Origin of the sequence: Candidatus Methylopumilus planktonicus (assembly GCF_006364715.1) — a bacterium.
GTDB classification, from domain to species: Bacteria; Pseudomonadota; Gammaproteobacteria; order Burkholderiales; family Methylophilaceae; genus Methylopumilus; species Methylopumilus planktonicus_A.
This window is the reverse complement of the sequence record NZ_CP040984.1, coordinates 186,266-205,642: the sequence shown is the minus strand read 5'-3', so window position 1 is coordinate 205,642 and position 19,377 is coordinate 186,266. Positions and strand designations below refer to the sequence as shown.

Below are 19,377 nucleotides of genomic sequence, written 5' to 3'. Positions count from 1 at the left end.
AAACTTATGCTTATTCATCCCCAAATAGACCCTGTAGCACTTAATCTTGGACCGTTTCAAATTCATTGGTACGGAATTATGTATCTTTTGGCTTTTGTGGGATTTCTTCAGTTAGGTAAGGTTCAAATCAGGACGCGTCCATGGCTATCTTGGAATCAAAAGATGTTAGATGATGCTTTTTTTTATGGTGCTATTGGCGTTATTGTAGGTGGGCGATTAGGTTATATTTTATTTTATCAATTGCAATACTATATAAACCAGCCAATTGAGATCATTGCATTGTGGAAAGGTGGCATGTCATTCCATGGCGGATTTTTAGGTGTAGTTATCGCCATGATACTTTTAGCCAAAAAATATAAAGTATCTTTACTGTCGATTTTAGATTTCATCGCGCCCTTGGTTCCTCTAGGTCTTGCATTTGGTCGTATTGGAAATTTTATTAATGCAGAGTTATGGGGAAGACCCACACATTTTTTCTTAGGGATGATCTTCCCTAATGTAGACAACTTGGCAAGACACCCTTCTCAACTATACGAATGCTTTCTTGAAGGCTTTATTCTGTTTATAGCGCTTTGGTTTTATTCAAAACAAAAAAGGAGAACAGGCCAGATATCTGCTGTTTTTTTGATGCTATACGGAACTTTTAGATTTTTAGTTGAATTTTCAAGAGAGCCTGATCATTTCTTAGGCTTACTATTCCTTAATCTTTCAATGGGTCAATGGCTATCAATTCCTATGCTCATCGCTGGTATTTATCTCTTTAAAAAAAGCTAACAACAGCGTTTTATACCGCTCCATTTTTTATCAAGTGTTGCTTTATAAAATTGTTGTTTACTCATGAGCTTATGTTTCTTTGAACACTGCTTATGATTCATCACATAAAGATCGTAGAGGTCATCTCCAGATAGTCGGCGTAGAAATGCATATATTGATTTAATAACTTTTAGCATGGCTTATTAATTCTTTTTGAAAAATGAAATTCTTAACATATCAATAACTACTGTCCACAAAATAATAAGTAAGAATAGAGTAATAAAAGCATCTAATTTTTGATTAAAAATTAACTGATGAGTAATGGAAATTTTACTATCCTCGATGAGCCCTATATTTATTTTATCTGTCAGATCTCTAGCTGCTGCCAGAAATCCAACTCTAATATCTTGACTAAATATTTTCTGATAAGCAGCAGTAGTGGTCACAATAATTAACCAAATTAAAGGTAGTCCGGTGACCCAAGCGTATTTTAATTTGTTCGATTTAATAAGAATGCCAGTGCCTACAGATAATGCAATCGCCGCCAACATTTGATTCGCAATACCAAATAAAGGCCACAGAATATTTACACCGCCATTAGGGTCTATCACGCCGATGTATAAAAAATATCCCCAACAGCTTACAACGATTGCGCTACTTAAAATAATTGATGGCATCCATGAAGTTTGACCAAACTTCGGGTAAATGTTACCAATCATATCCTGCAACATAAATCTTCCAACACGAGTGCCTGCATCTAAAGTTGTGAGAATAAATATTGCCTCAAACATGATGGCAAAGTGATACCACATCGCCAATAAGTTTGTACCAAATGCTTTACCAAATATATTCGCCATACCCACCGCTAATGAAGGAGCTCCGCCTGTTCTAGCAAAAAGTGATGTTTCACCCATATTTTTTGCAAGCAATTCCATTTCCTCAACTGTCACTTTAAATCCCCATGAGTTTATTTTTTGAATGGCATCGACAGCTTCTGATCCAACAACTCCCACGGGGCTATTAATTGCAAAAAAGATACCTGGTTCCAATACTGTTGCGGCTATTAAGGCCATAATAGCTACGAAAGATTCTAAAAGCATCGCACCGTATCCAATCATTGGAATATATTTTTCGTTGTCCAATAGTTTAGGTGTTGTGCCTGAAGCGATTAAAGAGTGGAATCCAGAAATTGATCCACACGCGATGGTAATAAAAACAAAAGGAAATAGACTGCCGCCAAAAATAGGGCCTGTACCATCTGTAAACTGCGTCAGAGCTGGCATTTTGATTTCTGGTTGTAAGGTTATAATTGCAACCGCTAGAACAATCACCGTACCTAATTTTACAAATGTCGATAGATAATCTCTTGGGGCTAACAAAAGCCAAACCGGAAGAACTGCTGCTGCAAAGCCGTAAAAAATAATAGCCCACGCCAACGTCAAACTATCATGATCAAAATAAGTTCGTAGCGTCTGGGAATGGTCAATTAACCCTCCAGCAAAAACGGCCAAAAGCAATAATCCGAATCCAATTAATGAGGCCTCAAGGACTCTGCCTGTCCTAATGGACCTTAAATAAATCCCAATAAAAATTGCGATAGGTATTGTTGCGGCAACTGTTGATGTTGCCCAAGGGCTATGCTTCATGGCATTCACAACCACCAACCCTAAAACAGCAATCAAAATAACCATAATTAAAAATGTACCAATCAATGAAGCAGTTCCGCCAATTACACCAATTTCATCCCTTGCCATTTGTCCTAAACTTTTTCCGTTGCGTCTCGTCGAAAAAAATAATGTGGTCATATCTTGAACAGCACCTCCTAATACAGCGCCTATTAATATCCATAACATGCCAGGAAGATAACCAAACTGGGCTGCTAACGTAGGGCCAACCAAAGGGCCTGGCCCTGCAATCGCGGCAAAATGGTGGCCAAATACAATCCATTTATCTGTAGGAATAAAGTCTTTGTCATTTTGCAGTCTTAGAGCTGGTGTTTTTCTATGCTCGTCAATGACTAGAACTTTTGCTGCAATCCAGCTTGCATAGAATCTATAAGCAATCATGTATATACATACAGCAGCCGTAATAAACCAAACGGCGTTGATACTCTCATTGCGACTCAGTGCAATTGTTGAAAATGCGAGAGCCCCTAATAGAGCTAGTAGAATCCAAATTATATTTTTAAAGTATTTTTTAATCACAATGTGTCCGATCTGATATCTAAATTAATTTATTGCCTTATATATCTTTGATATACTGACTTCCCACTCAATCTATTAATTATATGCAATTAATAAAAATTAAAATAACTAAATTCATCGCGACTGCGTAAATCTTATCTTGGCATCTCATAAAATAATCATCGGCGTTACAGGAGGCATAGCTGCATACAAAGCAGCTGAATTAACTCGCCTTCTCGTTAAAAACGATTTTGACGTTCAAATTGTTATGACAGAATCTGCGAGTCATTTCATAACGCCTCTTACGTTTCAGGCTCTATCAGGCAAAGAAGTTTTAACGAGTTTATGGAGAAGCAATGCTAATAATGGGATGTCGCATATAGAATTATCAAGAGATTACGATCTCATTGTTATTGCGCCTGCCAGCGCTAACTTCCTAGCAAAATTAGCACATGGTTTTGCTGACGATCTTTTATCGTCCTTATGCTTAGCAAGAACTTGCCCGATTGCCGTTGCTCCTGCCATGAATGTTCATATGTGGACCAATGAAGCTACTCAACGAAATGCTTCACAATTGAAAAAAGATGGTGTGTTATTTTTTGGTCCCGATTCAGGGGAGCAGGCTTGTGGTGATATAGGGCTTGGAAGAATGATGGATACCGAAGAATTATTCAGATCAATTCAAAATCATCTCACACCTAAAATCCTCAAAAATAAAAAGATATTAATTACTTCTGGCGGCACAATTGAAATGATCGATGACGTGAGAGCAATTACAAATATTAGCTCGGGCAACATGGGCTCTGCAGTCGCCAATGCTGCAGAATCTATGGGCGCATCAGTCACTGTAATTAAGTCAGGCAATCAAAAATTTTCAAAAAATATAAATGTTATTGATGCAAGTAATGCACATTCGATGCATGAAGCTGTCCTTAAGCATATCGATGGTCAAGATATTTTTATAAGTGTTGCGGCTGTTTCTGATTACACTCCTAAAGAGAAATTCAATGGGAAATTAAAAAAAGACAATTTAGATATAACGCTTCAACTCAAACCTACAATCGATATTCTTAAAGAAGTAGGATTATCTAAAAATAAAATCTTTAAAGTAGGTTTTGCTGCAGAAAGTGAAAATCTCATTGAAAATGCACAAAAAAAACTAAAGACCAAAAATTTAGATTTAATTGTGGCAAATTTAATTCATGAGTCTATGGGTTTACAAGATACTAAAGTTTCAATAATTGACAAAAATGATGTTATTGATTTACCAAAATCAAATAAAATGGTTGCAGCAAAAGCTATTTTAAAAGAAATAGCTCATCGTATAAATTCGGACAAATAACATGAGCCTAATAATTGACTTTAAAATTTTGGATAAACGTATCGAGGAAATGCTGCCTAATTATGCATCACCAGGTTCAGCAGGTCTCGATTTAAGAGCATGTACTGAGCACGTACAAACGATTAATCCCGGCGAAACTTTTCTTATACCCACTGGTATTTCTATATTTATTAAGGACCCTGCTTATGCAGCCCTCATTCTTCCTAGATCGGGCTTAGGGCATAAACATGGCATTGTTTTAGGTAATTTGGTAGGTCTGATAGATTCAGATTACCAAGGTCAATTGTTAGTTTCTTGCTGGAATCGTTGCGAGAACGCTTTCCTGCTTAATCCTATGGAGCGAATCGCGCAACTGGTCATCGTACCGGTTATCCAGGCTAAATTTAACCTTGTAGCAGAATTTCCTGAGACAGAGCGAGGTGAAGGTGGCTTTGGAAGTACAGGTAAAAACTAACGAATTCACTTGAAAAGACAGTGGGTTATGTGGTTTAATAGCACTCTTTTTCGAAATTATTGTAACAAATAAAGGATTTAAATTATGGCTCGCGTATGTCAATTAACCGGCAAAAAACCAATGTCTGGAAACAACGTATCTCACGCCAATAACAAGACCAAAAGACGCTTTTTACCTAATTTACAAAACCGTAAATTTTGGGTTGAAACTGAGAATCGTTGGGTTTCAATGAGAATTACTAATGCAGCGCTTAGAACAATCGATAAGCTAGGCATTGATGTTATTGTTAAAAAAATGCGTGCAGCTGGCCAGAAAATTTAAGGAATATATATGCGTGAAAAAATCAAATTAGAGTCTAGTGCTGGTACTGGACATTTCTATACCACAACAAAAAACAAACGAACCATGCCTGACAAGATGGAAATCAAAAAATTTGATCCTGTCGTTAGAAAGCATGTAGTTTATAAAGAAGCAAAAATTAAATAATTTTAAGCTTTAACAAAGACAATAAAAAAAGCCAGCAGTAGCTGGCTTTTTTTTATTTATCTGATCGTACTTTATTCTGCTACTACCTCTTCTTTAGGGGCAGGTGCTGCAACTTCAACAATAGGTCTATCTACAAGCTCAACAAAGGCCATAGGCGCATTATCTCCATCTCGGAAGCCGCACTTCAATATTCTTAAATAGCCACCTTTTCTTGTGTTATATCGCGGACCTAACTCAGCAAATAACTTAGTCACAATGTCTCTATCTCTTAAACGGCTAAAGGCTAAACGTCTATTAGATAAAGTTGCATTTTTTGCTAATGTAATAAGAGGTTCGGCTACTTTTCTAAGCTCTTTAGCTTTTGGTAATGTAGTTTTAATAATCTCATTTTTTAATAAAGAGGTAGCCATATTTCTCAACATTGCTTGTCGATGACTGCTCGTTCTATTTAGTTTTCTATGACCATTTGCGTGACGCATACTCTTACCCTCAAATTTTTCTTATTTAATGATTACGCTTTTTCTAAACCTGCTGGAGGCCAGTTCTCTAATTTCATACCTAAAGTTAAGCCTTTAGAAGCGAGAACATCTTTAATCTCATTAAGTGATTTTCTTCCAAGATTTGGAGCCTTTAAAAGCTCATTTTCACCTCGTTGAATTAAATCGCCAATGTAATAAATATTTTCTGCTTTTAAACAGTTTGCTGATCTAACAGTGAGCTCTAAATCATCAACAGGTCTTAATAAGACTGGATCGACTTGAGGTGCTTGCTTCACTTCAACTTCAGTTAAAGCACTTTCCAAGTTTGCAAATACAGAAAGTTGTCCCATTAAAATTCTAGCAGCGTCTCTAATTGCTTGTTCAGCATCAATAACGCCGTTCGTTTCAACATCCATGATTAATTTGTCTAAGTCTGTTCTTTGTTCTACGCGAGCACTCTCAACAAAATAACTTACTTTGTTGATCGGGCTAAAAGAAGCATCTACCATAATAAAACCTAGAGTTTTATCTTCCTGATTTGATTTTCTTCTTGCTGGAACTGGTTGATAACCTCTACCCATTTCAACTTTAACTTCTAAATTTAATTTTCCGCCTTTTGTAAGGTGTGCAATTAAATGATTTGGATTAATAATTTCAGCATCGTGATTTGTTTCAAAATCAGCAGCTGTCACTGGACCTTCGGTAGTTTTGTTTAATGTGAGAGTTGTCTCAGATTTATTATGAAGCTTTAATGCAACACCTTTTAAATTCAAAAGAATATCAACCACGTCTTCTTGCACGCCATCTAAAGTTGAATACTCATGAACTACGCCATCAATCTTTACTTCGGTAATTGCGAAGCCAGGAATTGAAGACAATAAAACGCGTCTTAATGCATTACCTAAAGTAAAGCCAAAACCTCTTTCCATAGGCTCTAGAGTTACGCGAGCTCTTACCGGGTTTATAACTTCAACATTTACGATTCTTGGTTTTAAATATTCTGTAGGACTATTTTGCATTATGTATCCTTATCAATAATTCTTATTTAATTATTTCGAATAAAGCTCAACAACGAGCGATTCATTAATTGTTGCTGGTAAATCATCGCGTAGCGGTTTGTTTTTAAACGTGCCCTTAAGACCTTTTACGTCAACTTCAATCCACTCAGGAAAACCTCTTTGCTCTGCAGCTTCAATTGAACCTTTAATTCTTAATTGTTGCTTAGATGCTTCTGCGACTGAGAGAACATCACCCGGCTTAACTTGATATGAAGGGATGTTCACTCTTCGGCCATTTACTAGAAGACTGTTGTGTCTTACAATTTGTCTTGCTTCTGTTCGTGAAGCGCCGATACCCATTCTATAAGCAACGTTATCTAATCTACACTCTAAAAGCTGTAGAAGATTTTCACCGGTAATGCCTTTTTTTCTATCCGCTTCAGCGTAATAACTTCTAAACTGTGCTTCTAAGATTCCGTAGATTCTTCTGAGCTTTTGTTTTTCTCTTAATTGAACGCCGTAATCTGATAAGCGGCTCGATCTTCTTTGTCCGTGTTGGCCAGGAGGAAAATTACGCTTTTCAATAGCGCATTTGTCAGTAAAACATTTCTCGCCTTTGAGAAAAAGTTTTTCGCCTTCTCTTCTACATTGACGACATTTAGGATCTAGATTTCTTGCCAAAATAACTCTCCTGTTTCAATGAGCAATTCAATGCTCAACTTATTAAATTCTTCTTTTCTTAGGTGGACGGCAACCATTGTGTGGCACTGGTGTCACATCTTGAATGCTCGTGATTTTAAATCCTGCGGCATTAAGTGCACGCACTGCAGATTCTCTTCCAGGACCTGGTCCTTTAATCTTTACTTCAAGATTTTTTACACCGCACTCTTGAGCCGCTTTACCTGCTGCCTCAGCTGCAACCTGCGCTGCAAAAGGTGTACTTTTTCTTGAGCCTTTAAATCCAGCACCGCCAGATGTTGCCCAAGATAATGCATTACCTTGTCTGTCTGTAATTGTGATGATTGTGTTATTGAAAGATGCGTGAATGTGAGCAATACCTTCTGCCACATTTTTCTTAACTTTCTTTTTTACACGAACATTAGCTTTTGTTGCCATAAATAATCCTTAAACCTTTTTTATTTAGCCTGTTTAATTGCTTTAACAGGGCCTTTTCTTGTTCTTGCATTCGTTTTAGTTCTTTGGCCTCTTACTGGAAGACCTCTTCTGTGTCTTACGCCTCGGTAACAGCTAAGATCCATCAATCGTTTAATGTTCATTGTGACTTCTCTTCGTAAGTCACCTTCAACCTTAATTTTCGCAACTTGATCACGAAGCTTTTCCACGTCAGCATCGTTCAAATCTTTTAATTTAGCAGTCGCAATGATTCCTGCCGCAATACAGATCTTTTTTGCGGTGTTTCTTCCAACGCCATAAATTGCTGTTAAAGCAATTTCTGCATGTTGATGATCGGGTACATTCACCCCAGCAATACGAGCCATAACTTACTCCAAAAAAAATGGCAAATTAAATAAAAAGCCTTATATTTTAACAGGTTGTTGAATTTTTAACAATTAACAACCCACCCTTATCCTTGTCGTTGCTTATGTCGAGGATCTGAGCAAATTACTCTCACAACACCTCTTCTTCTAACAACTTTACAGTTTCGGCATAATGTTTTTACGGATGCGCGAACTCTCATTTTTATACCTCTTAAATTTTAATTAAATATTACTTATTTAACCCTGAACGTAATTCTTGCCCTGGTTAAATCATAAGGTGTCATTTCTACCGTCACCTTATCTCCTGGAAGAATACGAATATAATTCATACGCATTTTTCCTGAAATATAACCCAATACAACATGGTCATTTTCCAACTTAACTCTAAAAGTTGCATTTGGAAGATTTTCTATAATCTCCCCCTGCATCTCAATCGTATCTTCTTTTGCCATTGATTAAAGGCTATCTAAGCGCATTAGCGCCGCCTTTAAAGTTAGCTTTCTTAAGCAATCCCTCATACTGATATGACATCAGATGAGATTGAACCTGGGTCATAAAATCCATCGTCACTACTACAATAATTAATAACGATGTACCTCCAAAATAAAAAGGAACATTAAACTTAAGTATTAGAAACTCCGGCAATAAACATACAAGCGTTATATACACAGCACCTACTAAAGTTAATCTACCCATAATTTGGTCGATATATTTTGCTGTTTGCTCTCCCGGTCTAATACCAGGAACAAACGCACCGCCTTTTTTCAAATTATCTGCTGTCTCCTTTGGATTAAAAACCAAAGCGGTGTAAAAAAAGCAGAAAAACACTATCGCTACTGCGAATAGAAAAATATAAATAGGCTGTCCTGGTGAAATCGCAGCTCCAACATCCTTAAGCCACAACATTTTTTCACTAGATCCAAACCAACCAGCTAAAGTCGCTGGAAATAAAATAATGCTTGATGCAAAAATAGGTGGGATGACACCCGCCATATTTAGTTTTAAAGGCAAATGAGAGGTTTGGCCCCCATATAACTTGTTGCCAACTTGTCTTTTCGCATAGTTAACAGTGATTTTTCTCTGGCCTCTTTCAACAAAAACCACCAGCGCTGTTACTAAAATAGTTGCCGCAAACAAGAAGAAAACTAATGGTATTGAAAATGCACCCGTTCTAGCTAGCTCAAGTGTGCTTCCCAATGCACTTGGCAATCCAGCCACAATACCTGTGAAAATAATAATTGAGATACCGTTACCAATACCTCTTTCAGTGATTTGCTCGCCTAACCACATAAGGAACATTGTTCCACTGACTAAAGTTACAACTGATGTGAGTCTAAAAGCTAATCCTGGATCAAGTACTAACCCTGGTTGAGACTCCAGCGCAATAGAGATTCCAAGCGCCTGAAATGCGGCTAACATCACTGTGCCGTATCTCGTATATTTTGTTATTGATCTTCTACCTGCTTCGCCTTCTTTTTTTAACTGTTCAAGCTGAGGCGAGACTACAGTTAATAATTGCATAATGATCGATGCAGAAATGTAAGGCATGATCCCTAATGCAAATAAGGTGAATCTACTTAGTGCACCTCCAGAGAACATATTAAACATTCCCAAGATGCCACCGCTTTGTGAATCAAATAATTTTTTAAGCTCAAGCGGATCAATCCCAGGTACTGGAATATGAGCGCCAAGTCTATAAACAATAATGGCACCTAAAACAAACAATATGCGATTTTTTAATTCGCTTGTCTTACCTAAAGCACCTAATAAATTATCTTGAGCCAAAATTAAATTCTCAAACTTCTACTACTTTTCCGCCAGCCGCTTCAATCGCAGCTCGAGCGCCCTTAGTTAGCAATAAACCTTGGATTGTTAATTTTCTTTTCACTTCGCCAGACAAATATACTTTTGCTGTCTTTGCATTATCAGAAATTAATTTTGCCGCTTTTAATACGAGCAAATCAATATTGTCTGACTCAACTAAATTGAGTTCATTTGTTCTAACGCGTGCAGTTAATTTATGCGTTAATGATTTAAATCCACGTTTTGGAAGACGTCTTTGAATCGGCATTTGACCGCCTTCAAAACCGACTTTATGGAATCCACCAGCTCTGGATTTTTGTCCCTTATGGCCACGTCCAGCTGTTTTTCCAAGACCGGAACCAATACCTCGGCCAACACGTCTTGCTACTTTTTTAGAACCAACTGCTGGTTTTAATGTATTTAGTTTCATAATTTCTCTTTATATCTTTTCGACTTTAAGTAAGTAATTCACTGCATTAATCATGCCTCGAATCGCAGGAGTGTCTTGCAACTCAACTGTATGATGTATTCTTCTAAGACCTAATCCTTTCACCGTTGCCCGATGAGGTTCAGTTCTACCAATTAAACTTTTAATTAATGTAACTTTTAAACCAGCTGTAATTTCTTTTTTTGTTTTTGCCATTTGATTAGCCTCTAATTTCTTCTACTGATTTACCGCGTTTAGCAGCAATTTCAGCCGGTGTATTCATTGATTCAAGTCCATTCAATGTTGCTCTGACAACATTATATGGATTCGTTGATCCAATACATTTTGCTAAAACATTAGTAATGCCCATTACTTCGAAAATCGCTCTCATAGCGCCGCCAGCAATAATGCCAGTACCTTCTGAAGCGGGCTGAATGAATACTTTTGCAGCGCCATGCTCTCCCATGACTGCATGTTGCAAGGTGCCATTATTTAGTTTTACTTTGAGCATGCCTCTTCTAGCTTCGTCCATTGCTTTTTGAACGGCCACAGGCACTTCTCTTGCTTTTCCTTTTCCCATACCAACTGAACCGTCTCCATCACCTACAACAGTTAACGCAGCGAAGCTCATGATTCGGCCGCCCTTAACTACTTTAGTAACCCGGTTAACAGCAATCATTTTTTCTCTTAAACCGTCTGTTTGCGTTTGTTGATTTTCTAAATCTTTTGCCATGTTTTGACCTATTTAAATTATTGGGGTTAGAAAGACAAGCCGTTTTCTCTAGCAGCATCTGCTAAAGCTTTAACTCTGCCATGATAGCGATAACCTGATCTATCAAATGCCACATTTGTAATTCCGATTTTTTTTGCTTTTTCAGCTATACGTTTGCCTATTTGAGCTGCTGCCTCAATATTGCCGCCATTTTTTAAAGTTTTTTTAATATCTGCTTCAAGTGAAGAGGCACTTGCTAAAACTTTATTTTCGCCAGCACTTATGATTTGGGCGTAAATGTTTGTGTTTGTTCTGTGAACACTGAGTCTTGTCACTTGAAGCTCGGCGATTTTTGCTCGTGTCTTCTTGGCGCGACGTAAACGGGGATTTGTATTATACATATCTCAACCTTTATTTTTTCTTAGTTTCTTTGATAATTACGTTCTCATCTGAATAACGAACGCCTTTACCTTTATATGGCTCTGGTGGTCGATACGCTCTAATTTGAGCAGCAACTTGACCTATTAATTGCTTATCAGAACCTTTTAAAATAATTTCAGTTTGACTTGGTGTTTCAACTTTAATGCCTTCAGGCATTTTGTAATTAACGGGATGTGAAAAACCTAAATCGAGATTAAGATTTGCACCTTGCGCCTGAGCTTTATATCCAACACCAATTAAAGTTAGTTTTCTTACGAATCCTTCAGAAACACCTTTCATCATGTTTGCAACAAGTGCACGCATTGTGCCAGCCATTGCATTTGCTTGCTGAGATTCGTCAGCCGCTGCAAATGTAATTACTTGACCGTCATTATTTAATTTAACGTTAGGTGTAATGAACTGATTTAATTTGCCCATCGGTCCACTAATTGAAATATTCAAATCATTAATTGAAACCTCTACTTTAGGAGGAATCGTTACGGGTGCGTTAGCTATACGTGACATATATTCTCTCCTTAAGCCACATAGCAAAGCACTTCGCCGCCAATACCTGCAGCCTTTGCTTTTCTATCTGTCATAACTCCCTTAGATGTTGACACGATTGCCACACCAAGACCATTCATTACTTCTGGAATACTTTGGCTTGCTTTATAAACTCGTAAACCTGGCTTACTTACTCTTTCAATTTTTTCAATAACAGGTCTGCCGGCGTAGTATTTCAATTCAATATTTAATACTGGCTTGCCTTGCACTTCGTGTTCAGCAAAATTCTCAATATAGCCTTCATCTTTTAAAACGTTTGCGATAGCTTTTTTTAATTTAGATGCAGGCATGGTGATAGATACTTTATTAGTACCTTGACCATTCCTAATTCTGGTTAACATATCGGCAACTGGATCGCTCATACTCATATTATTTTTCTCCTATTACCAACTTGCTTTAATCACGCCAGGCACTTCGCCTCGCATCATTAAATCTCTTAATTTACTTCGACCAATCCCGAACTTGCTGTAGACGCCTCTTGGACGACCTGTTAGAGAACAACGATTTCTTAATCTAACTGGACTTGAATTACGGGGTAAACTTTGTAACTTCTGTCTCGCTTCTTGTTTTTGCTCTGAAGATGCGTTTATATCTAAGATAATTTGATTTAAAGCAGCACGTTTGGTCTTAAATTTTTCAACCATATTACGTCGTTTTAATTCACGTTCTATCATGCACATTTTAGCCATAGTCTAAACCTAGTTTCTAAATGGAAAACTAAACGCAGATAACAATGCTTTTGCTTCTTCGTCAGTTTTAGCTGTCGTTGTAATTGTGATATTCATCCCTCTTAATGCGTCGATTTTATCGTATTCAATTTCAGGAAAAATGATCTGCTCTTTAACACCCATATTGTAATTTCCACGACCATCAAATGATCTAGCAGAAATCCCTCTAAAGTCTCTAATTCGCGGAATAGCAACTGTGACAAGTCGATCTAAAAATTCATACATACGATCTCTTCGAAGAGTCACTTTGCAACCTACCGGATAATCGTCACGAATCTTAAATGCTGCCACTGATTTTTTAGCTTTAGTGACAATAGCTTTTTGCCCAGCAATTTTTTCCATGTCACCTACAGCGTGTTCCATGATCTTTTTGTCAGCTACTGCTTCACCTACACCCATATTTAAAGTAATTTTTTCAATTCTGGGGACTTGCATTGGTGATGAATAACCAAATTGGTCAGTCATTTTTTTAATGACTTCTGTTTTATAAAATTCTTTTAATCGAGCCATTTCTTTTCCTATGCGTCAACTGCTTCGTTGTTTGATTTAAAAACACGGATTTTCTTGCCGTCATCTAATTTTTTAATTCCGACTTTGTCAGCCTTTTGAGTCAAGTTATTAAGTAAAGCAACGTTAGAAATATTAAGTGGCATTTCTTTGCCGACGATTCCACCTTGAATATTTTTAGCAGGATTGGGTTTTGTGTGCTTCTTTACCATGTTTAAACCTTCAACCACAACATGCCCTGTTTTAAGAACGCTTAAAACAACGCCTTGTTTGCCTTTGTCTTTACCTGTATTTAAAATGACTTTGTCACCTTTACGAATTTTATTCATCCGTATACTCCTATAAAACTTCTGGTGCTAATGAAACAATCTTCATGAACCGTTCTGTTCTCAATTCGCGAGTTACAGGTCCAAAAATACGTGTTCCAATAGGTTCTAATTTAGCGTTTAAAAGAACGGCGGCATTTGCATCAAATTTAATTAAAGAACCATCTGGTCTTCTAACGCCTTTTGCTGTTCTCACAACAACTGCGGTATAAACCTCTCCTTTTTTGACTTTGCCTCTAGGAGCTGCGTCTTTAATACTTACTTTGATAATGTCACCAATACTTGCGTAACGTCGTTTTGAGCCGCCCAATACCTTAATGCACATTACTGAGCGTGCGCCAGTATTGTCAGCAATTTCTAATCTTGACTGCATTTGAATCATGAGTTTATCTCCAACTTAATCCGTTATTACTAAGGCCAGCTTTTTAATTAGCCGATATACTACGGTCAGTATTGGGGGGTTAGCTTATAAACTTAATAGTTTATGAACCCCAAAAAAGTCTCGCATTATAAGCTATTTGTTTCTTATTCTCAACTTCTTATATCTAAACCTGAACTGCCTTTGTAACTATTTTACTAACGACCCATGATTTAGTTTTTGAAATAGGGCGGTTTTCTGTAATAACGACCAAATCACCCTCTTTACTTTCATTTTTTTCATCATGTGCATGAAATTTATTTGACTTAACAATTACCTTGCCAATCAAAGGATGCTTTACTTTTCTTTCAACCAATACAGTGACTGTCTTATCCATCTTGTCGCTAACAACTCTGCCCGTAAAGGTTCTAATAACTTTTTTTGTATCAGTCATATTTAAGCCTGTTTAACTTTCTCGCCAAGAACTGTTTTAACTCTTGCGATATCACGTTTAATTTTCGCAATTTGATCAACCTTGTTTAATTGTTGGGTTGCCAATTGCATTCTTAATGAGAACTGAGCTCTTCTTAACTCTAATAACTCGGTACCTAATTCTTCGGTTGTTTTTTTTCTTAAATCAGCTGTTTTCATATTAGCCTCCGATATGACGAGTAATAAAGGTTGTTTCAATTGGAAGCTTAGCTGCTGCTAATTTAAATGCTTCTCTCGCTAGTGCTTCAGTTACTCCATCCATCTCATACAACATTTTTCCAGGCTGAATTTGAGCTACGTAGTATTCGGTACTGCCTTTACCGTTACCCATACGAACTTCAGCAGGTTTTTTTGAAATTGGTTGATCGGGGAATATACGAATCCATACTCGGCCACCACGCTTAATGTGACGTGTCATCACTCGACGCGCAGCTTCTATCTGACGAGCTGTTAGACGTCCTCGTCCAATAGCTTTCAAACCGAAATCACCGAAACTTACTTTGTTTCCTGTTGTTGCAATGCCTTTGTTTCGGCCTTTTTGCATCTTACGAAATTTTTGTCTAGCCGGTTGTAACATCTTTAGCCCTCGACTTTCTCACTTTTTTTTCTGGTTCTTTTGCTACTGTTTCATCTTTTTTGATTCTTGGTTTTCTAAGTTTCTTTTCTTCTTCAGTTTTTTCAACTGCTGGATTTACAGCATCTAATATCTGTGAAGTTGCTTTTGTGTTGTCTACGAATAATTCACCTTTAAAGACCCAAACTTTTATGCCAATAATTCCATAGGTTGTTTTCGCTTCAGCCACGCCGTAATCTATATCAGCTCTTAATGTATGAAGAGGCACTCTGCCTTCTCTATACCATTCTGTTCTTGCAATCTCGATACCATTTAATCTGCCAGCGCTCATAATTTTGATACCTTGAGCACCTAACCTCATTGCATTCTGCATTGCTCTTTTCATAGCGCGTCTAAACATCACACGTTTTTCTAATTGCTGGGCAATACTTTGTGCAATTAATGTTGCATCGATCTCTGGTTTACGCACTTCTTCAATATTCAAATGAACTGGAACACCCATAAGCGCCTGTAAACTTGATCTTAATGTTTCAATATCTTCACCTTTTTTCCCAATTACAATACCAGGCCTTGCTGAGTAAATTGTAATCTTTGCATTTTTAGCTGGTCGCTCAATAACAATTTTACTTACCGCAGCGTTTGCTAATTTTTTGTTTAAAAATTCTCGTACCTTAATGTCATTGTTCAACATTGCAGGAAAATTTTTACTATTAGCATACCAACGTGATGTCCAATTTTTTTGAACACTTAAGCGGAAACCAATTGGATGAATTTTTTGACCCATATTTTTTCTCTTTAGTTGCCGACCGTCACTTTAATGTGACAAGTTGGTTTTGTTATTTTCCCTGCACGGCCTTTAGCGCGAGCACGGATACGTTTTAAAATAATGCCTTTATCCACATAAATTGTTTTAATAAACAATTCATCTATATCAGCCCCATTATTATGTTCAGCATTTGCAATTGCAGACTCTACGACTCGCTTAATAATTTCTGCACCTTTTTTTGGGCTGAAATTAAGAATGTTAAGCGCGTAATCTACTTTTTTTCCCCTGACCAAATCAGCAACTAATCTTGCTTTCTGAGGAGATAAACGAACGCCTTTTAGAATCGCTGAAACTTCGGTAGCCATTTTATACCTTAACCTTTCTGTCAGCAGCGTGACCTTTAAAGGTTCTTGTTAATGCGAATTCACCTAATTTATGTCCAATCATATTTTCTGTAATCATTACAGGTATATGTTGTTTTCCATTATGGATTGCAATGGTAAGACCGATAAAGTTAGGTAAGATCGTTGATCTTCTTGACCAGGTTTTAATTGGCTTACGATCGCGATTACCAGAGGCAACCTCAACTTTCTTAGCCAAATGTGCATCAATGAATGGTCCTTTTTTAACTGAACGTGCCATATCTATTACCTCTTATTCGCTGGACGACGACTGACGCGCATATTGTCAGTACGTTTATTTGTTCTTGTTCGATAGCCTTTAGTTGGAGTCCCCCAAGGGCTTACTGGATGCATACCAGCCGCAGTTTTTCCTTCACCACCACCATGTGGGTGATCAACAGGATTCATAACTACACCGCGCACTGTTGGTCTAACGCCTCTCCATCTCATAGCACCTGCTTTACCAATAGATCTGAGAGAATGTTCTTCGTTACCGACTTCACCTAAAGTTGCTTTGCAATCTACATGCACTTTTCTTACTTCGCCTGAACGAAGTCTTAATTGAGCATATGTACCTTCTCTTGCTAAAAGCTGTACAGAAGTTCCAGCAGAGCGCGCTATTTGCGCACCTTTACCAGGTTGTAATTCGATACAGTGGATAGTACTACCTACAGGAATATTTCTTAATGGCATAGCATTACCATTTTTAACAGGCGCTTCGGAGCCACTTATTAACTCGGCACCAACAGCCACACCTTTGGGAGCAATAATGTATCTTCTTTCACCGTCTGCGTATAAAAGAAGTGCAATATTTGCTGTTCTATTTGGATCGTATTCAAGATGCTCTACTTTTGCTGGAATGCCATCTTTATTTCGTTTGAAATCAATCATGCGATAATTTTGTTTATGACCGCCACCATGATGACGAATTGTAATAACACCGCGGCTATTTCTTCCGGCATGCTTATTCTTTTTTTCAACTAAAGGTGCGAAGGGTTTGCCTTTGTGTAGGTCTGGATTAACAACCTTAACAACTGCGCGCCTTCCTGGGGAGGTTGGTTTTACTTTAACTAAAGCCATTTTTTATCCTTATTCACCGCTCGCAAAATTAATCTCTTGGCCTGGCTTAAGACTTACATAAGCCTTTTTCCAATCATTTCTTTTACCAAATGAACGGCCTGCTCTTTTTACCTTACCGCCTACATTGAGTAATGTCACAGCCTTCACTTCAACTTTAAACATTAATTCAACAGCAGCTTTAATTTCTGATTTAGTCGCATCAGTTCTTACTTTAAATGCCACTTGATTATGTTTGTCAGCAATGAATGTTGCTTTCTCAGTAATTTGTGGCGCTAAAATAACCTGAATAATACGATCTTGTGTATGAACTATTTGACTCACGCTAGCATCTCCTCAAGTTTTTTTAGTGCGCCAGCTGTGGCCACAACATTTGGAAACTGAACTAAACTTACTGGGTCAGCATATTGCGCTTCTACAACCATAACGTTAGTTAAATTTCTTGATGATAAATATAAATTTTCATCAAATGCATCTGTTAAAACTAAAACGCCTTGCGTATATCCCATATCTTTAATTTTATCGACAAGTTGTTTTGTCTTTGGGGTCTCTAATTTAAACTCCTCAACAATACTTAATCTTTCTTGTCTTACTAATTCAGACAAAATAGATCTCATACCAACGCGATATGCTTTTCGATTCATTTTGTGAGAGAAATTTTCATCAGGTGAATTTGGAAATGTTCTACCACCTCCACGCCATATAGGGCTTGAAGTCATGCCAGAACGTGCATTACCTGTACCTTTTTGTGCATAAGGTTTGCGAGTACTGTGTTTTACAGTGCCTCTTGTTTTTTGTGAGCGAGTTGCAACACGAGCATTAGCCATGTATGCCACAACTAACTGATGAACAAGAGCCTCATTAAATTCACGACCAAATGTTGCATCAGAAACTGTGACGCTTTTCTTAGCGGATTTTCCGTTTTTATCGAGTAATTTTAATTCCATTATTTGCTCACTTTCACAGCTGCGCGAACTAAAACATCGCCGCCTTTGGAGCCCGGAACTGCCCCTCTAATTAGGATTAGATTTTTTGTAGTGTCAACACGAACAATGACTAAGTTCTGTGTAGTAACTCTCACAGCGCCCAAATGACCAGACATGCGCTTACCTGGGAAAACTCGGCCTGGATCTTGAGCCATACCGATTGAACCTGGAACATTATGTGATCTTGAGTTACCGTGTGATGCTCGATTTGATCTGAAATGATGTCTTTTAATAACACCAGCATAACCTTTACCAATTGATGTACCTGTTACATCAACAAGCTGGCCTTCTTTGAAGTTTTCTACGGTGATATTTGTCCCTAAAGGGAAATTCGCTACATCTTCTTCTTTGATTGCAGTTTCGTGTAAGCCAGTACCAGCTGTTACACCTGCTTTAGCGTAATGTCCTGTAAGTGCCTTATCAAGCTTAGTAGCTTTTGTCGCACCATAGGCTAACTGGAGGCTAGTGTAGCCGTCCGAAGCGATTGTTTTGATCTGTGTCACGCGGTTAGGTAAGACTTCAAGAACTGTTACAGGAATGCTAGTGCCATCCTCTGTAAATACCCTTGTCATACCAACTTTGCGACCAATAAGCGCTAAGCTCATGATCGTATCCTTAAATTATTATTATTAAACGAAACCGATTACAATTGACCGATTTCTACAAAGAGCGCAGAATTATACCTAACGCTTTAAAATTTTACAACTTAATTTCTACATCAACTCCAGCAGCCAAATCCAGTTTCATTAAAGCATCTACTGTTTTATCTGTAGGATCTATAATGTCCATCAATCTTTGATGAGTTCTTATTTCAAATTGATCGCGCGACGTTTTATTGACGTGCGGTGATCTTAAAATATCAAATCTTTCGATTCGAGTGGGAAGCGGAACAGGTCCCTTAACAACAGCTCCCGTTCTTTTTGCTGTTTCAACAATTTCTTTGGCTGATTGATCGATTAAACGATAATCAAACGCCTTCAAACGTATACGAATTTTCTGACTTTGCATTTTTTACTACCTTTCCAAAGAGCGAATACCTTAC

At 37.6% G+C, this 19,377-nt stretch carries 36 protein-coding genes; 5 read left to right on the top strand and 31 right to left on the bottom strand.

Annotated features, from left to right (window positions below):
- Positions 1 to 6 precede the first annotated feature (6 nt).
- Complete coding sequence (lgt, locus tag FIT63_RS01180; protein ID WP_140006206.1) at positions 7 to 774, top strand: prolipoprotein diacylglyceryl transferase; 768 nt, start codon at positions 7 to 9, stop codon at positions 772 to 774.
- On the opposite strand, the gene FIT63_RS06910 is transcribed toward lgt, so the two are convergent.
- Positions 771 to 950, bottom strand: coding sequence for a CstA-like transporter-associated (seleno)protein (locus FIT63_RS06910; protein WP_140006205.1), 180 nt, complete (start codon positions 948 to 950; stop codon positions 771 to 773). The two genes, lgt and FIT63_RS06910, sit on opposite strands and share 4 nt — an antisense overlap.
- 6 nt (positions 951 to 956) lie before the next feature.
- Positions 957 to 2,954, bottom strand: a complete 1,998-nt coding sequence (locus tag FIT63_RS01170; protein WP_140007138.1) for a carbon starvation CstA family protein — start codon at positions 2,952 to 2,954, stop codon at positions 957 to 959.
- A gap of 142 nt (positions 2,955 to 3,096) precedes the next feature.
- Between FIT63_RS01170 and coaBC the strand changes: the two genes are divergently transcribed.
- The 4 genes from coaBC to rpmG all read left to right on the top strand — a co-directional run bounded on the left by coaBC (position 3,097) and on the right by rpmG (position 5,218).
- A complete protein-coding gene (coaBC, locus tag FIT63_RS01165) occupies positions 3,097 to 4,278 on the top strand; it encodes a bifunctional phosphopantothenoylcysteine decarboxylase/phosphopantothenate--cysteine ligase CoaBC (RefSeq protein ID WP_223259923.1) in 1,182 nt (393 codons plus the stop codon).
- A gap of 1 nt (position 4,279) precedes the next feature.
- Positions 4,280 to 4,732 carry a dUTP diphosphatase gene (gene dut / locus FIT63_RS01160; RefSeq protein ID WP_140006203.1) on the top strand — a complete coding sequence of 151 codons (453 nt, stop codon included), beginning with the start codon at positions 4,280 to 4,282 and terminating at the stop codon, positions 4,730 to 4,732.
- A gap of 84 nt (positions 4,733 to 4,816) precedes the next feature.
- Positions 4,817 to 5,053, top strand: a complete 237-nt coding sequence (gene rpmB / locus FIT63_RS01155; protein WP_046487024.1) for a 50S ribosomal protein L28 — start codon at positions 4,817 to 4,819, stop codon at positions 5,051 to 5,053.
- 9 nt (positions 5,054 to 5,062) lie between these two features.
- Positions 5,063 to 5,218 carry a 50S ribosomal protein L33 gene (gene rpmG / locus FIT63_RS01150; protein WP_139866914.1) on the top strand — a complete coding sequence of 52 codons (156 nt, stop codon included), beginning with the start codon at positions 5,063 to 5,065 and terminating at the stop codon, positions 5,216 to 5,218.
- 71 nt (positions 5,219 to 5,289) lie between these two features.
- Here the strand turns inward: rpmG and rplQ are convergent, their stop codons facing one another.
- From rplQ to rpsJ, 29 genes are all read right to left on the bottom strand, one after another.
- On the bottom strand, positions 5,290 to 5,697 hold the full coding sequence (gene rplQ, locus FIT63_RS01145) for a 50S ribosomal protein L17 (protein ID WP_046487020.1): 408 nt from the start codon (positions 5,695 to 5,697) through the stop codon (positions 5,290 to 5,292).
- Positions 5,698 to 5,729: 32 nt separating this feature from the next.
- Positions 5,730 to 6,716: a DNA-directed RNA polymerase subunit alpha gene (locus FIT63_RS01140; protein ID WP_140004919.1), complete on the bottom strand. Its 987-nt coding sequence runs from the start codon at positions 6,714 to 6,716 to the stop codon at positions 5,730 to 5,732.
- Positions 6,717 to 6,746: 30 nt separating this feature from the next.
- Positions 6,747 to 7,376 carry a 30S ribosomal protein S4 gene (gene rpsD, locus FIT63_RS01135; RefSeq protein ID WP_140006202.1) on the bottom strand — a complete coding sequence of 210 codons (630 nt, stop codon included), beginning with the start codon at positions 7,374 to 7,376 and terminating at the stop codon, positions 6,747 to 6,749.
- 42 nt (positions 7,377 to 7,418) lie between these two features.
- Positions 7,419 to 7,811, bottom strand: coding sequence for a 30S ribosomal protein S11 (gene rpsK / locus FIT63_RS01130; protein WP_046487015.1), 393 nt, complete (start codon positions 7,809 to 7,811; stop codon positions 7,419 to 7,421).
- 20 nt (positions 7,812 to 7,831) lie between these two features.
- A complete protein-coding gene (gene rpsM / locus FIT63_RS01125) occupies positions 7,832 to 8,194 on the bottom strand; it encodes a 30S ribosomal protein S13 (RefSeq protein WP_046487011.1) in 363 nt (120 codons plus the stop codon).
- A gap of 86 nt (positions 8,195 to 8,280) precedes the next feature.
- On the bottom strand, positions 8,281 to 8,394 hold the full coding sequence (gene rpmJ, locus FIT63_RS01120) for a 50S ribosomal protein L36 (protein ID WP_082092808.1): 114 nt from the start codon (positions 8,392 to 8,394) through the stop codon (positions 8,281 to 8,283).
- A gap of 33 nt (positions 8,395 to 8,427) precedes the next feature.
- Positions 8,428 to 8,646, bottom strand: coding sequence for a translation initiation factor IF-1 (gene infA / locus FIT63_RS01115; RefSeq protein WP_139866908.1), 219 nt, complete (start codon positions 8,644 to 8,646; stop codon positions 8,428 to 8,430).
- Positions 8,647 to 8,656: 10 nt separating this feature from the next.
- Positions 8,657 to 9,979 carry a preprotein translocase subunit SecY gene (gene secY, locus FIT63_RS01110; protein ID WP_046487007.1) on the bottom strand — a complete coding sequence of 441 codons (1,323 nt, stop codon included), beginning with the start codon at positions 9,977 to 9,979 and terminating at the stop codon, positions 8,657 to 8,659.
- 10 nt (positions 9,980 to 9,989) lie between these two features.
- Positions 9,990 to 10,427: a 50S ribosomal protein L15 gene (rplO, locus tag FIT63_RS01105; protein WP_139866904.1), complete on the bottom strand. Its 438-nt coding sequence runs from the start codon at positions 10,425 to 10,427 to the stop codon at positions 9,990 to 9,992.
- A gap of 9 nt (positions 10,428 to 10,436) precedes the next feature.
- A complete protein-coding gene (rpmD, locus tag FIT63_RS01100; RefSeq protein ID WP_139866902.1) occupies positions 10,437 to 10,640 on the bottom strand; it encodes a 50S ribosomal protein L30 in 204 nt (67 codons plus the stop codon).
- A 4-nt stretch (positions 10,641 to 10,644) separates the two neighbouring features.
- Positions 10,645 to 11,157 carry a 30S ribosomal protein S5 gene (gene rpsE, locus FIT63_RS01095; protein WP_139866900.1) on the bottom strand — a complete coding sequence of 171 codons (513 nt, stop codon included), beginning with the start codon at positions 11,155 to 11,157 and terminating at the stop codon, positions 10,645 to 10,647.
- 26 nt (positions 11,158 to 11,183) lie between these two features.
- The gene (gene rplR, locus FIT63_RS01090) at positions 11,184 to 11,537 is read right to left on the bottom strand and encodes a 50S ribosomal protein L18 (protein ID WP_139866898.1); all 354 of its coding nucleotides are present in this window, start codon (positions 11,535 to 11,537) and stop codon (positions 11,184 to 11,186) included.
- Between the two features lie 10 nt (positions 11,538 to 11,547).
- The gene (gene rplF / locus FIT63_RS01085) at positions 11,548 to 12,081 is read right to left on the bottom strand and encodes a 50S ribosomal protein L6 (protein ID WP_140004918.1); all 534 of its coding nucleotides are present in this window, start codon (positions 12,079 to 12,081) and stop codon (positions 11,548 to 11,550) included.
- An 11-nt stretch (positions 12,082 to 12,092) separates the two neighbouring features.
- A complete protein-coding gene (gene rpsH / locus FIT63_RS01080) occupies positions 12,093 to 12,488 on the bottom strand; it encodes a 30S ribosomal protein S8 (protein WP_046486996.1) in 396 nt (131 codons plus the stop codon).
- Positions 12,489 to 12,503: 15 nt separating this feature from the next.
- Positions 12,504 to 12,809: a 30S ribosomal protein S14 gene (gene rpsN, locus FIT63_RS01075; protein WP_046486995.1), complete on the bottom strand. Its 306-nt coding sequence runs from the start codon at positions 12,807 to 12,809 to the stop codon at positions 12,504 to 12,506.
- Between the two features lie 9 nt (positions 12,810 to 12,818).
- Positions 12,819 to 13,358, bottom strand: coding sequence for a 50S ribosomal protein L5 (gene rplE, locus FIT63_RS01070; RefSeq protein WP_046486993.1), 540 nt, complete (start codon positions 13,356 to 13,358; stop codon positions 12,819 to 12,821).
- Between the two features lie 8 nt (positions 13,359 to 13,366).
- Positions 13,367 to 13,684 carry a 50S ribosomal protein L24 gene (gene rplX, locus FIT63_RS01065; protein WP_046486990.1) on the bottom strand — a complete coding sequence of 106 codons (318 nt, stop codon included), beginning with the start codon at positions 13,682 to 13,684 and terminating at the stop codon, positions 13,367 to 13,369.
- A 10-nt stretch (positions 13,685 to 13,694) separates the two neighbouring features.
- Complete coding sequence (gene rplN, locus FIT63_RS01060; protein ID WP_046486987.1) at positions 13,695 to 14,063, bottom strand: 50S ribosomal protein L14; 369 nt, start codon at positions 14,061 to 14,063, stop codon at positions 13,695 to 13,697.
- A gap of 163 nt (positions 14,064 to 14,226) precedes the next feature.
- The gene (gene rpsQ / locus FIT63_RS01055; RefSeq protein WP_046486984.1) at positions 14,227 to 14,493 is read right to left on the bottom strand and encodes a 30S ribosomal protein S17; all 267 of its coding nucleotides are present in this window, start codon (positions 14,491 to 14,493) and stop codon (positions 14,227 to 14,229) included.
- Between the two features lie 2 nt (positions 14,494 to 14,495).
- On the bottom strand, positions 14,496 to 14,690 hold the full coding sequence (gene rpmC, locus FIT63_RS01050; RefSeq protein ID WP_046486982.1) for a 50S ribosomal protein L29: 195 nt from the start codon (positions 14,688 to 14,690) through the stop codon (positions 14,496 to 14,498).
- Between the two features lies 1 nt (position 14,691).
- Positions 14,692 to 15,108 carry a 50S ribosomal protein L16 gene (rplP, locus tag FIT63_RS01045; RefSeq protein WP_046486979.1) on the bottom strand — a complete coding sequence of 139 codons (417 nt, stop codon included), beginning with the start codon at positions 15,106 to 15,108 and terminating at the stop codon, positions 14,692 to 14,694.
- The gene (gene rpsC / locus FIT63_RS01040; protein ID WP_140006201.1) at positions 15,092 to 15,889 is read right to left on the bottom strand and encodes a 30S ribosomal protein S3; all 798 of its coding nucleotides are present in this window, start codon (positions 15,887 to 15,889) and stop codon (positions 15,092 to 15,094) included. The genes rplP and rpsC overlap by 17 nt, the downstream gene beginning before the upstream one ends.
- 11 nt (positions 15,890 to 15,900) lie before the next feature.
- Positions 15,901 to 16,236, bottom strand: a complete 336-nt coding sequence (gene rplV, locus FIT63_RS01035) for a 50S ribosomal protein L22 (RefSeq protein ID WP_046486970.1) — start codon at positions 16,234 to 16,236, stop codon at positions 15,901 to 15,903.
- A gap of 1 nt (position 16,237) precedes the next feature.
- Positions 16,238 to 16,513, bottom strand: a complete 276-nt coding sequence (rpsS, locus tag FIT63_RS01030) for a 30S ribosomal protein S19 (protein WP_140006200.1) — start codon at positions 16,511 to 16,513, stop codon at positions 16,238 to 16,240.
- A gap of 5 nt (positions 16,514 to 16,518) precedes the next feature.
- Positions 16,519 to 17,352: a 50S ribosomal protein L2 gene (rplB, locus tag FIT63_RS01025; RefSeq protein WP_046486966.1), complete on the bottom strand. Its 834-nt coding sequence runs from the start codon at positions 17,350 to 17,352 to the stop codon at positions 16,519 to 16,521.
- A gap of 9 nt (positions 17,353 to 17,361) precedes the next feature.
- On the bottom strand, positions 17,362 to 17,673 hold the full coding sequence (gene rplW / locus FIT63_RS01020; RefSeq protein WP_139866876.1) for a 50S ribosomal protein L23: 312 nt from the start codon (positions 17,671 to 17,673) through the stop codon (positions 17,362 to 17,364).
- Positions 17,670 to 18,296 carry a 50S ribosomal protein L4 gene (gene rplD, locus FIT63_RS01015; protein ID WP_046486959.1) on the bottom strand — a complete coding sequence of 209 codons (627 nt, stop codon included), beginning with the start codon at positions 18,294 to 18,296 and terminating at the stop codon, positions 17,670 to 17,672. Before rplD ends, rplW begins: the two co-directional genes overlap by 4 nt.
- The gene (gene rplC, locus FIT63_RS01010) at positions 18,296 to 18,940 is read right to left on the bottom strand and encodes a 50S ribosomal protein L3 (RefSeq protein ID WP_140006199.1); all 645 of its coding nucleotides are present in this window, start codon (positions 18,938 to 18,940) and stop codon (positions 18,296 to 18,298) included. The genes rplD and rplC overlap by 1 nt, the downstream gene beginning before the upstream one ends.
- Before the next feature lie 94 nt (positions 18,941 to 19,034).
- A complete protein-coding gene (rpsJ, locus tag FIT63_RS01005) occupies positions 19,035 to 19,343 on the bottom strand; it encodes a 30S ribosomal protein S10 (RefSeq protein WP_140006198.1) in 309 nt (102 codons plus the stop codon).
- Positions 19,344 to 19,377 lie beyond the last annotated feature (34 nt).

Coding starts and splice junctions, on each gene's coding strand:
- lgt (WP_140006206.1), top strand. CDS start 7: ATGCTTATTCATCCCCAAATAGACCCTGTAGCACTTAATCTTGGACCG.
- FIT63_RS06910 (WP_140006205.1), bottom strand. CDS start 950: ATGCTAAAAGTTATTAAATCAATATATGCATTTCTACGCCGACTATCT.
- dut (WP_140006203.1), top strand. CDS start 4,280: ATGAGCCTAATAATTGACTTTAAAATTTTGGATAAACGTATCGAGGAA.
- rpmB (WP_046487024.1), top strand. CDS start 4,817: ATGGCTCGCGTATGTCAATTAACCGGCAAAAAACCAATGTCTGGAAAC.
- rpmG (WP_139866914.1), top strand. CDS start 5,063: ATGCGTGAAAAAATCAAATTAGAGTCTAGTGCTGGTACTGGACATTTC.
- rplQ (WP_046487020.1), bottom strand. CDS start 5,697: ATGCGTCACGCAAATGGTCATAGAAAACTAAATAGAACGAGCAGTCAT.
- FIT63_RS01140 (WP_140004919.1), bottom strand. CDS start 6,716: ATGCAAAATAGTCCTACAGAATATTTAAAACCAAGAATCGTAAATGTT.
- rpsK (WP_046487015.1), bottom strand. CDS start 7,811: ATGGCAACAAAAGCTAATGTTCGTGTAAAAAAGAAAGTTAAGAAAAAT.
- rpsM (WP_046487011.1), bottom strand. CDS start 8,194: ATGGCTCGTATTGCTGGGGTGAATGTACCCGATCATCAACATGCAGAA.
- rpmJ (WP_082092808.1), bottom strand. CDS start 8,394: ATGAGAGTTCGCGCATCCGTAAAAACATTATGCCGAAACTGTAAAGTT.
- infA (WP_139866908.1), bottom strand. CDS start 8,646: ATGGCAAAAGAAGATACGATTGAGATGCAGGGGGAGATTATAGAAAAT.
- rplO (WP_139866904.1), bottom strand. CDS start 10,427: ATGAAACTAAATACATTAAAACCAGCAGTTGGTTCTAAAAAAGTAGCA.
- rpmD (WP_139866902.1), bottom strand. CDS start 10,640: ATGGCAAAAACAAAAAAAGAAATTACAGCTGGTTTAAAAGTTACATTA.
- rpsE (WP_139866900.1), bottom strand. CDS start 11,157: ATGGCAAAAGATTTAGAAAATCAACAAACGCAAACAGACGGTTTAAGA.
- rplR (WP_139866898.1), bottom strand. CDS start 11,537: ATGTATAATACAAATCCCCGTTTACGTCGCGCCAAGAAGACACGAGCA.
- rplF (WP_140004918.1), bottom strand. CDS start 12,081: ATGTCACGTATAGCTAACGCACCCGTAACGATTCCTCCTAAAGTAGAG.
- rpsH (WP_046486996.1), bottom strand. CDS start 12,488: ATGAGTATGAGCGATCCAGTTGCCGATATGTTAACCAGAATTAGGAAT.
- rpsN (WP_046486995.1), bottom strand. CDS start 12,809: ATGGCTAAAATGTGCATGATAGAACGTGAATTAAAACGACGTAATATG.
- rplE (WP_046486993.1), bottom strand. CDS start 13,358: ATGGCTCGATTAAAAGAATTTTATAAAACAGAAGTCATTAAAAAAATG.
- rplX (WP_046486990.1), bottom strand. CDS start 13,684: ATGAATAAAATTCGTAAAGGTGACAAAGTCATTTTAAATACAGGTAAA.
- rplN (WP_046486987.1), bottom strand. CDS start 14,063: ATGATTCAAATGCAGTCAAGATTAGAAATTGCTGACAATACTGGCGCA.
- rpsQ (WP_046486984.1), bottom strand. CDS start 14,493: ATGACTGATACAAAAAAAGTTATTAGAACCTTTACGGGCAGAGTTGTT.
- rpmC (WP_046486982.1), bottom strand. CDS start 14,690: ATGAAAACAGCTGATTTAAGAAAAAAAACAACCGAAGAATTAGGTACC.
- rplP (WP_046486979.1), bottom strand. CDS start 15,108: ATGTTACAACCGGCTAGACAAAAATTTCGTAAGATGCAAAAAGGCCGA.
- rpsC (WP_140006201.1), bottom strand. CDS start 15,889: ATGGGTCAAAAAATTCATCCAATTGGTTTCCGCTTAAGTGTTCAAAAA.
- rplV (WP_046486970.1), bottom strand. CDS start 16,236: ATGGCTACCGAAGTTTCAGCGATTCTAAAAGGCGTTCGTTTATCTCCT.
- rpsS (WP_140006200.1), bottom strand. CDS start 16,513: ATGGCACGTTCAGTTAAAAAAGGACCATTCATTGATGCACATTTGGCT.
- rplB (WP_046486966.1), bottom strand. CDS start 17,352: ATGGCTTTAGTTAAAGTAAAACCAACCTCCCCAGGAAGGCGCGCAGTT.
- rplD (WP_046486959.1), bottom strand. CDS start 18,296: ATGGAATTAAAATTACTCGATAAAAACGGAAAATCCGCTAAGAAAAGC.
- rplC (WP_140006199.1), bottom strand. CDS start 18,940: ATGAGCTTAGCGCTTATTGGTCGCAAAGTTGGTATGACAAGGGTATTT.
- rpsJ (WP_140006198.1), bottom strand. CDS start 19,343: ATGCAAAGTCAGAAAATTCGTATACGTTTGAAGGCGTTTGATTATCGT.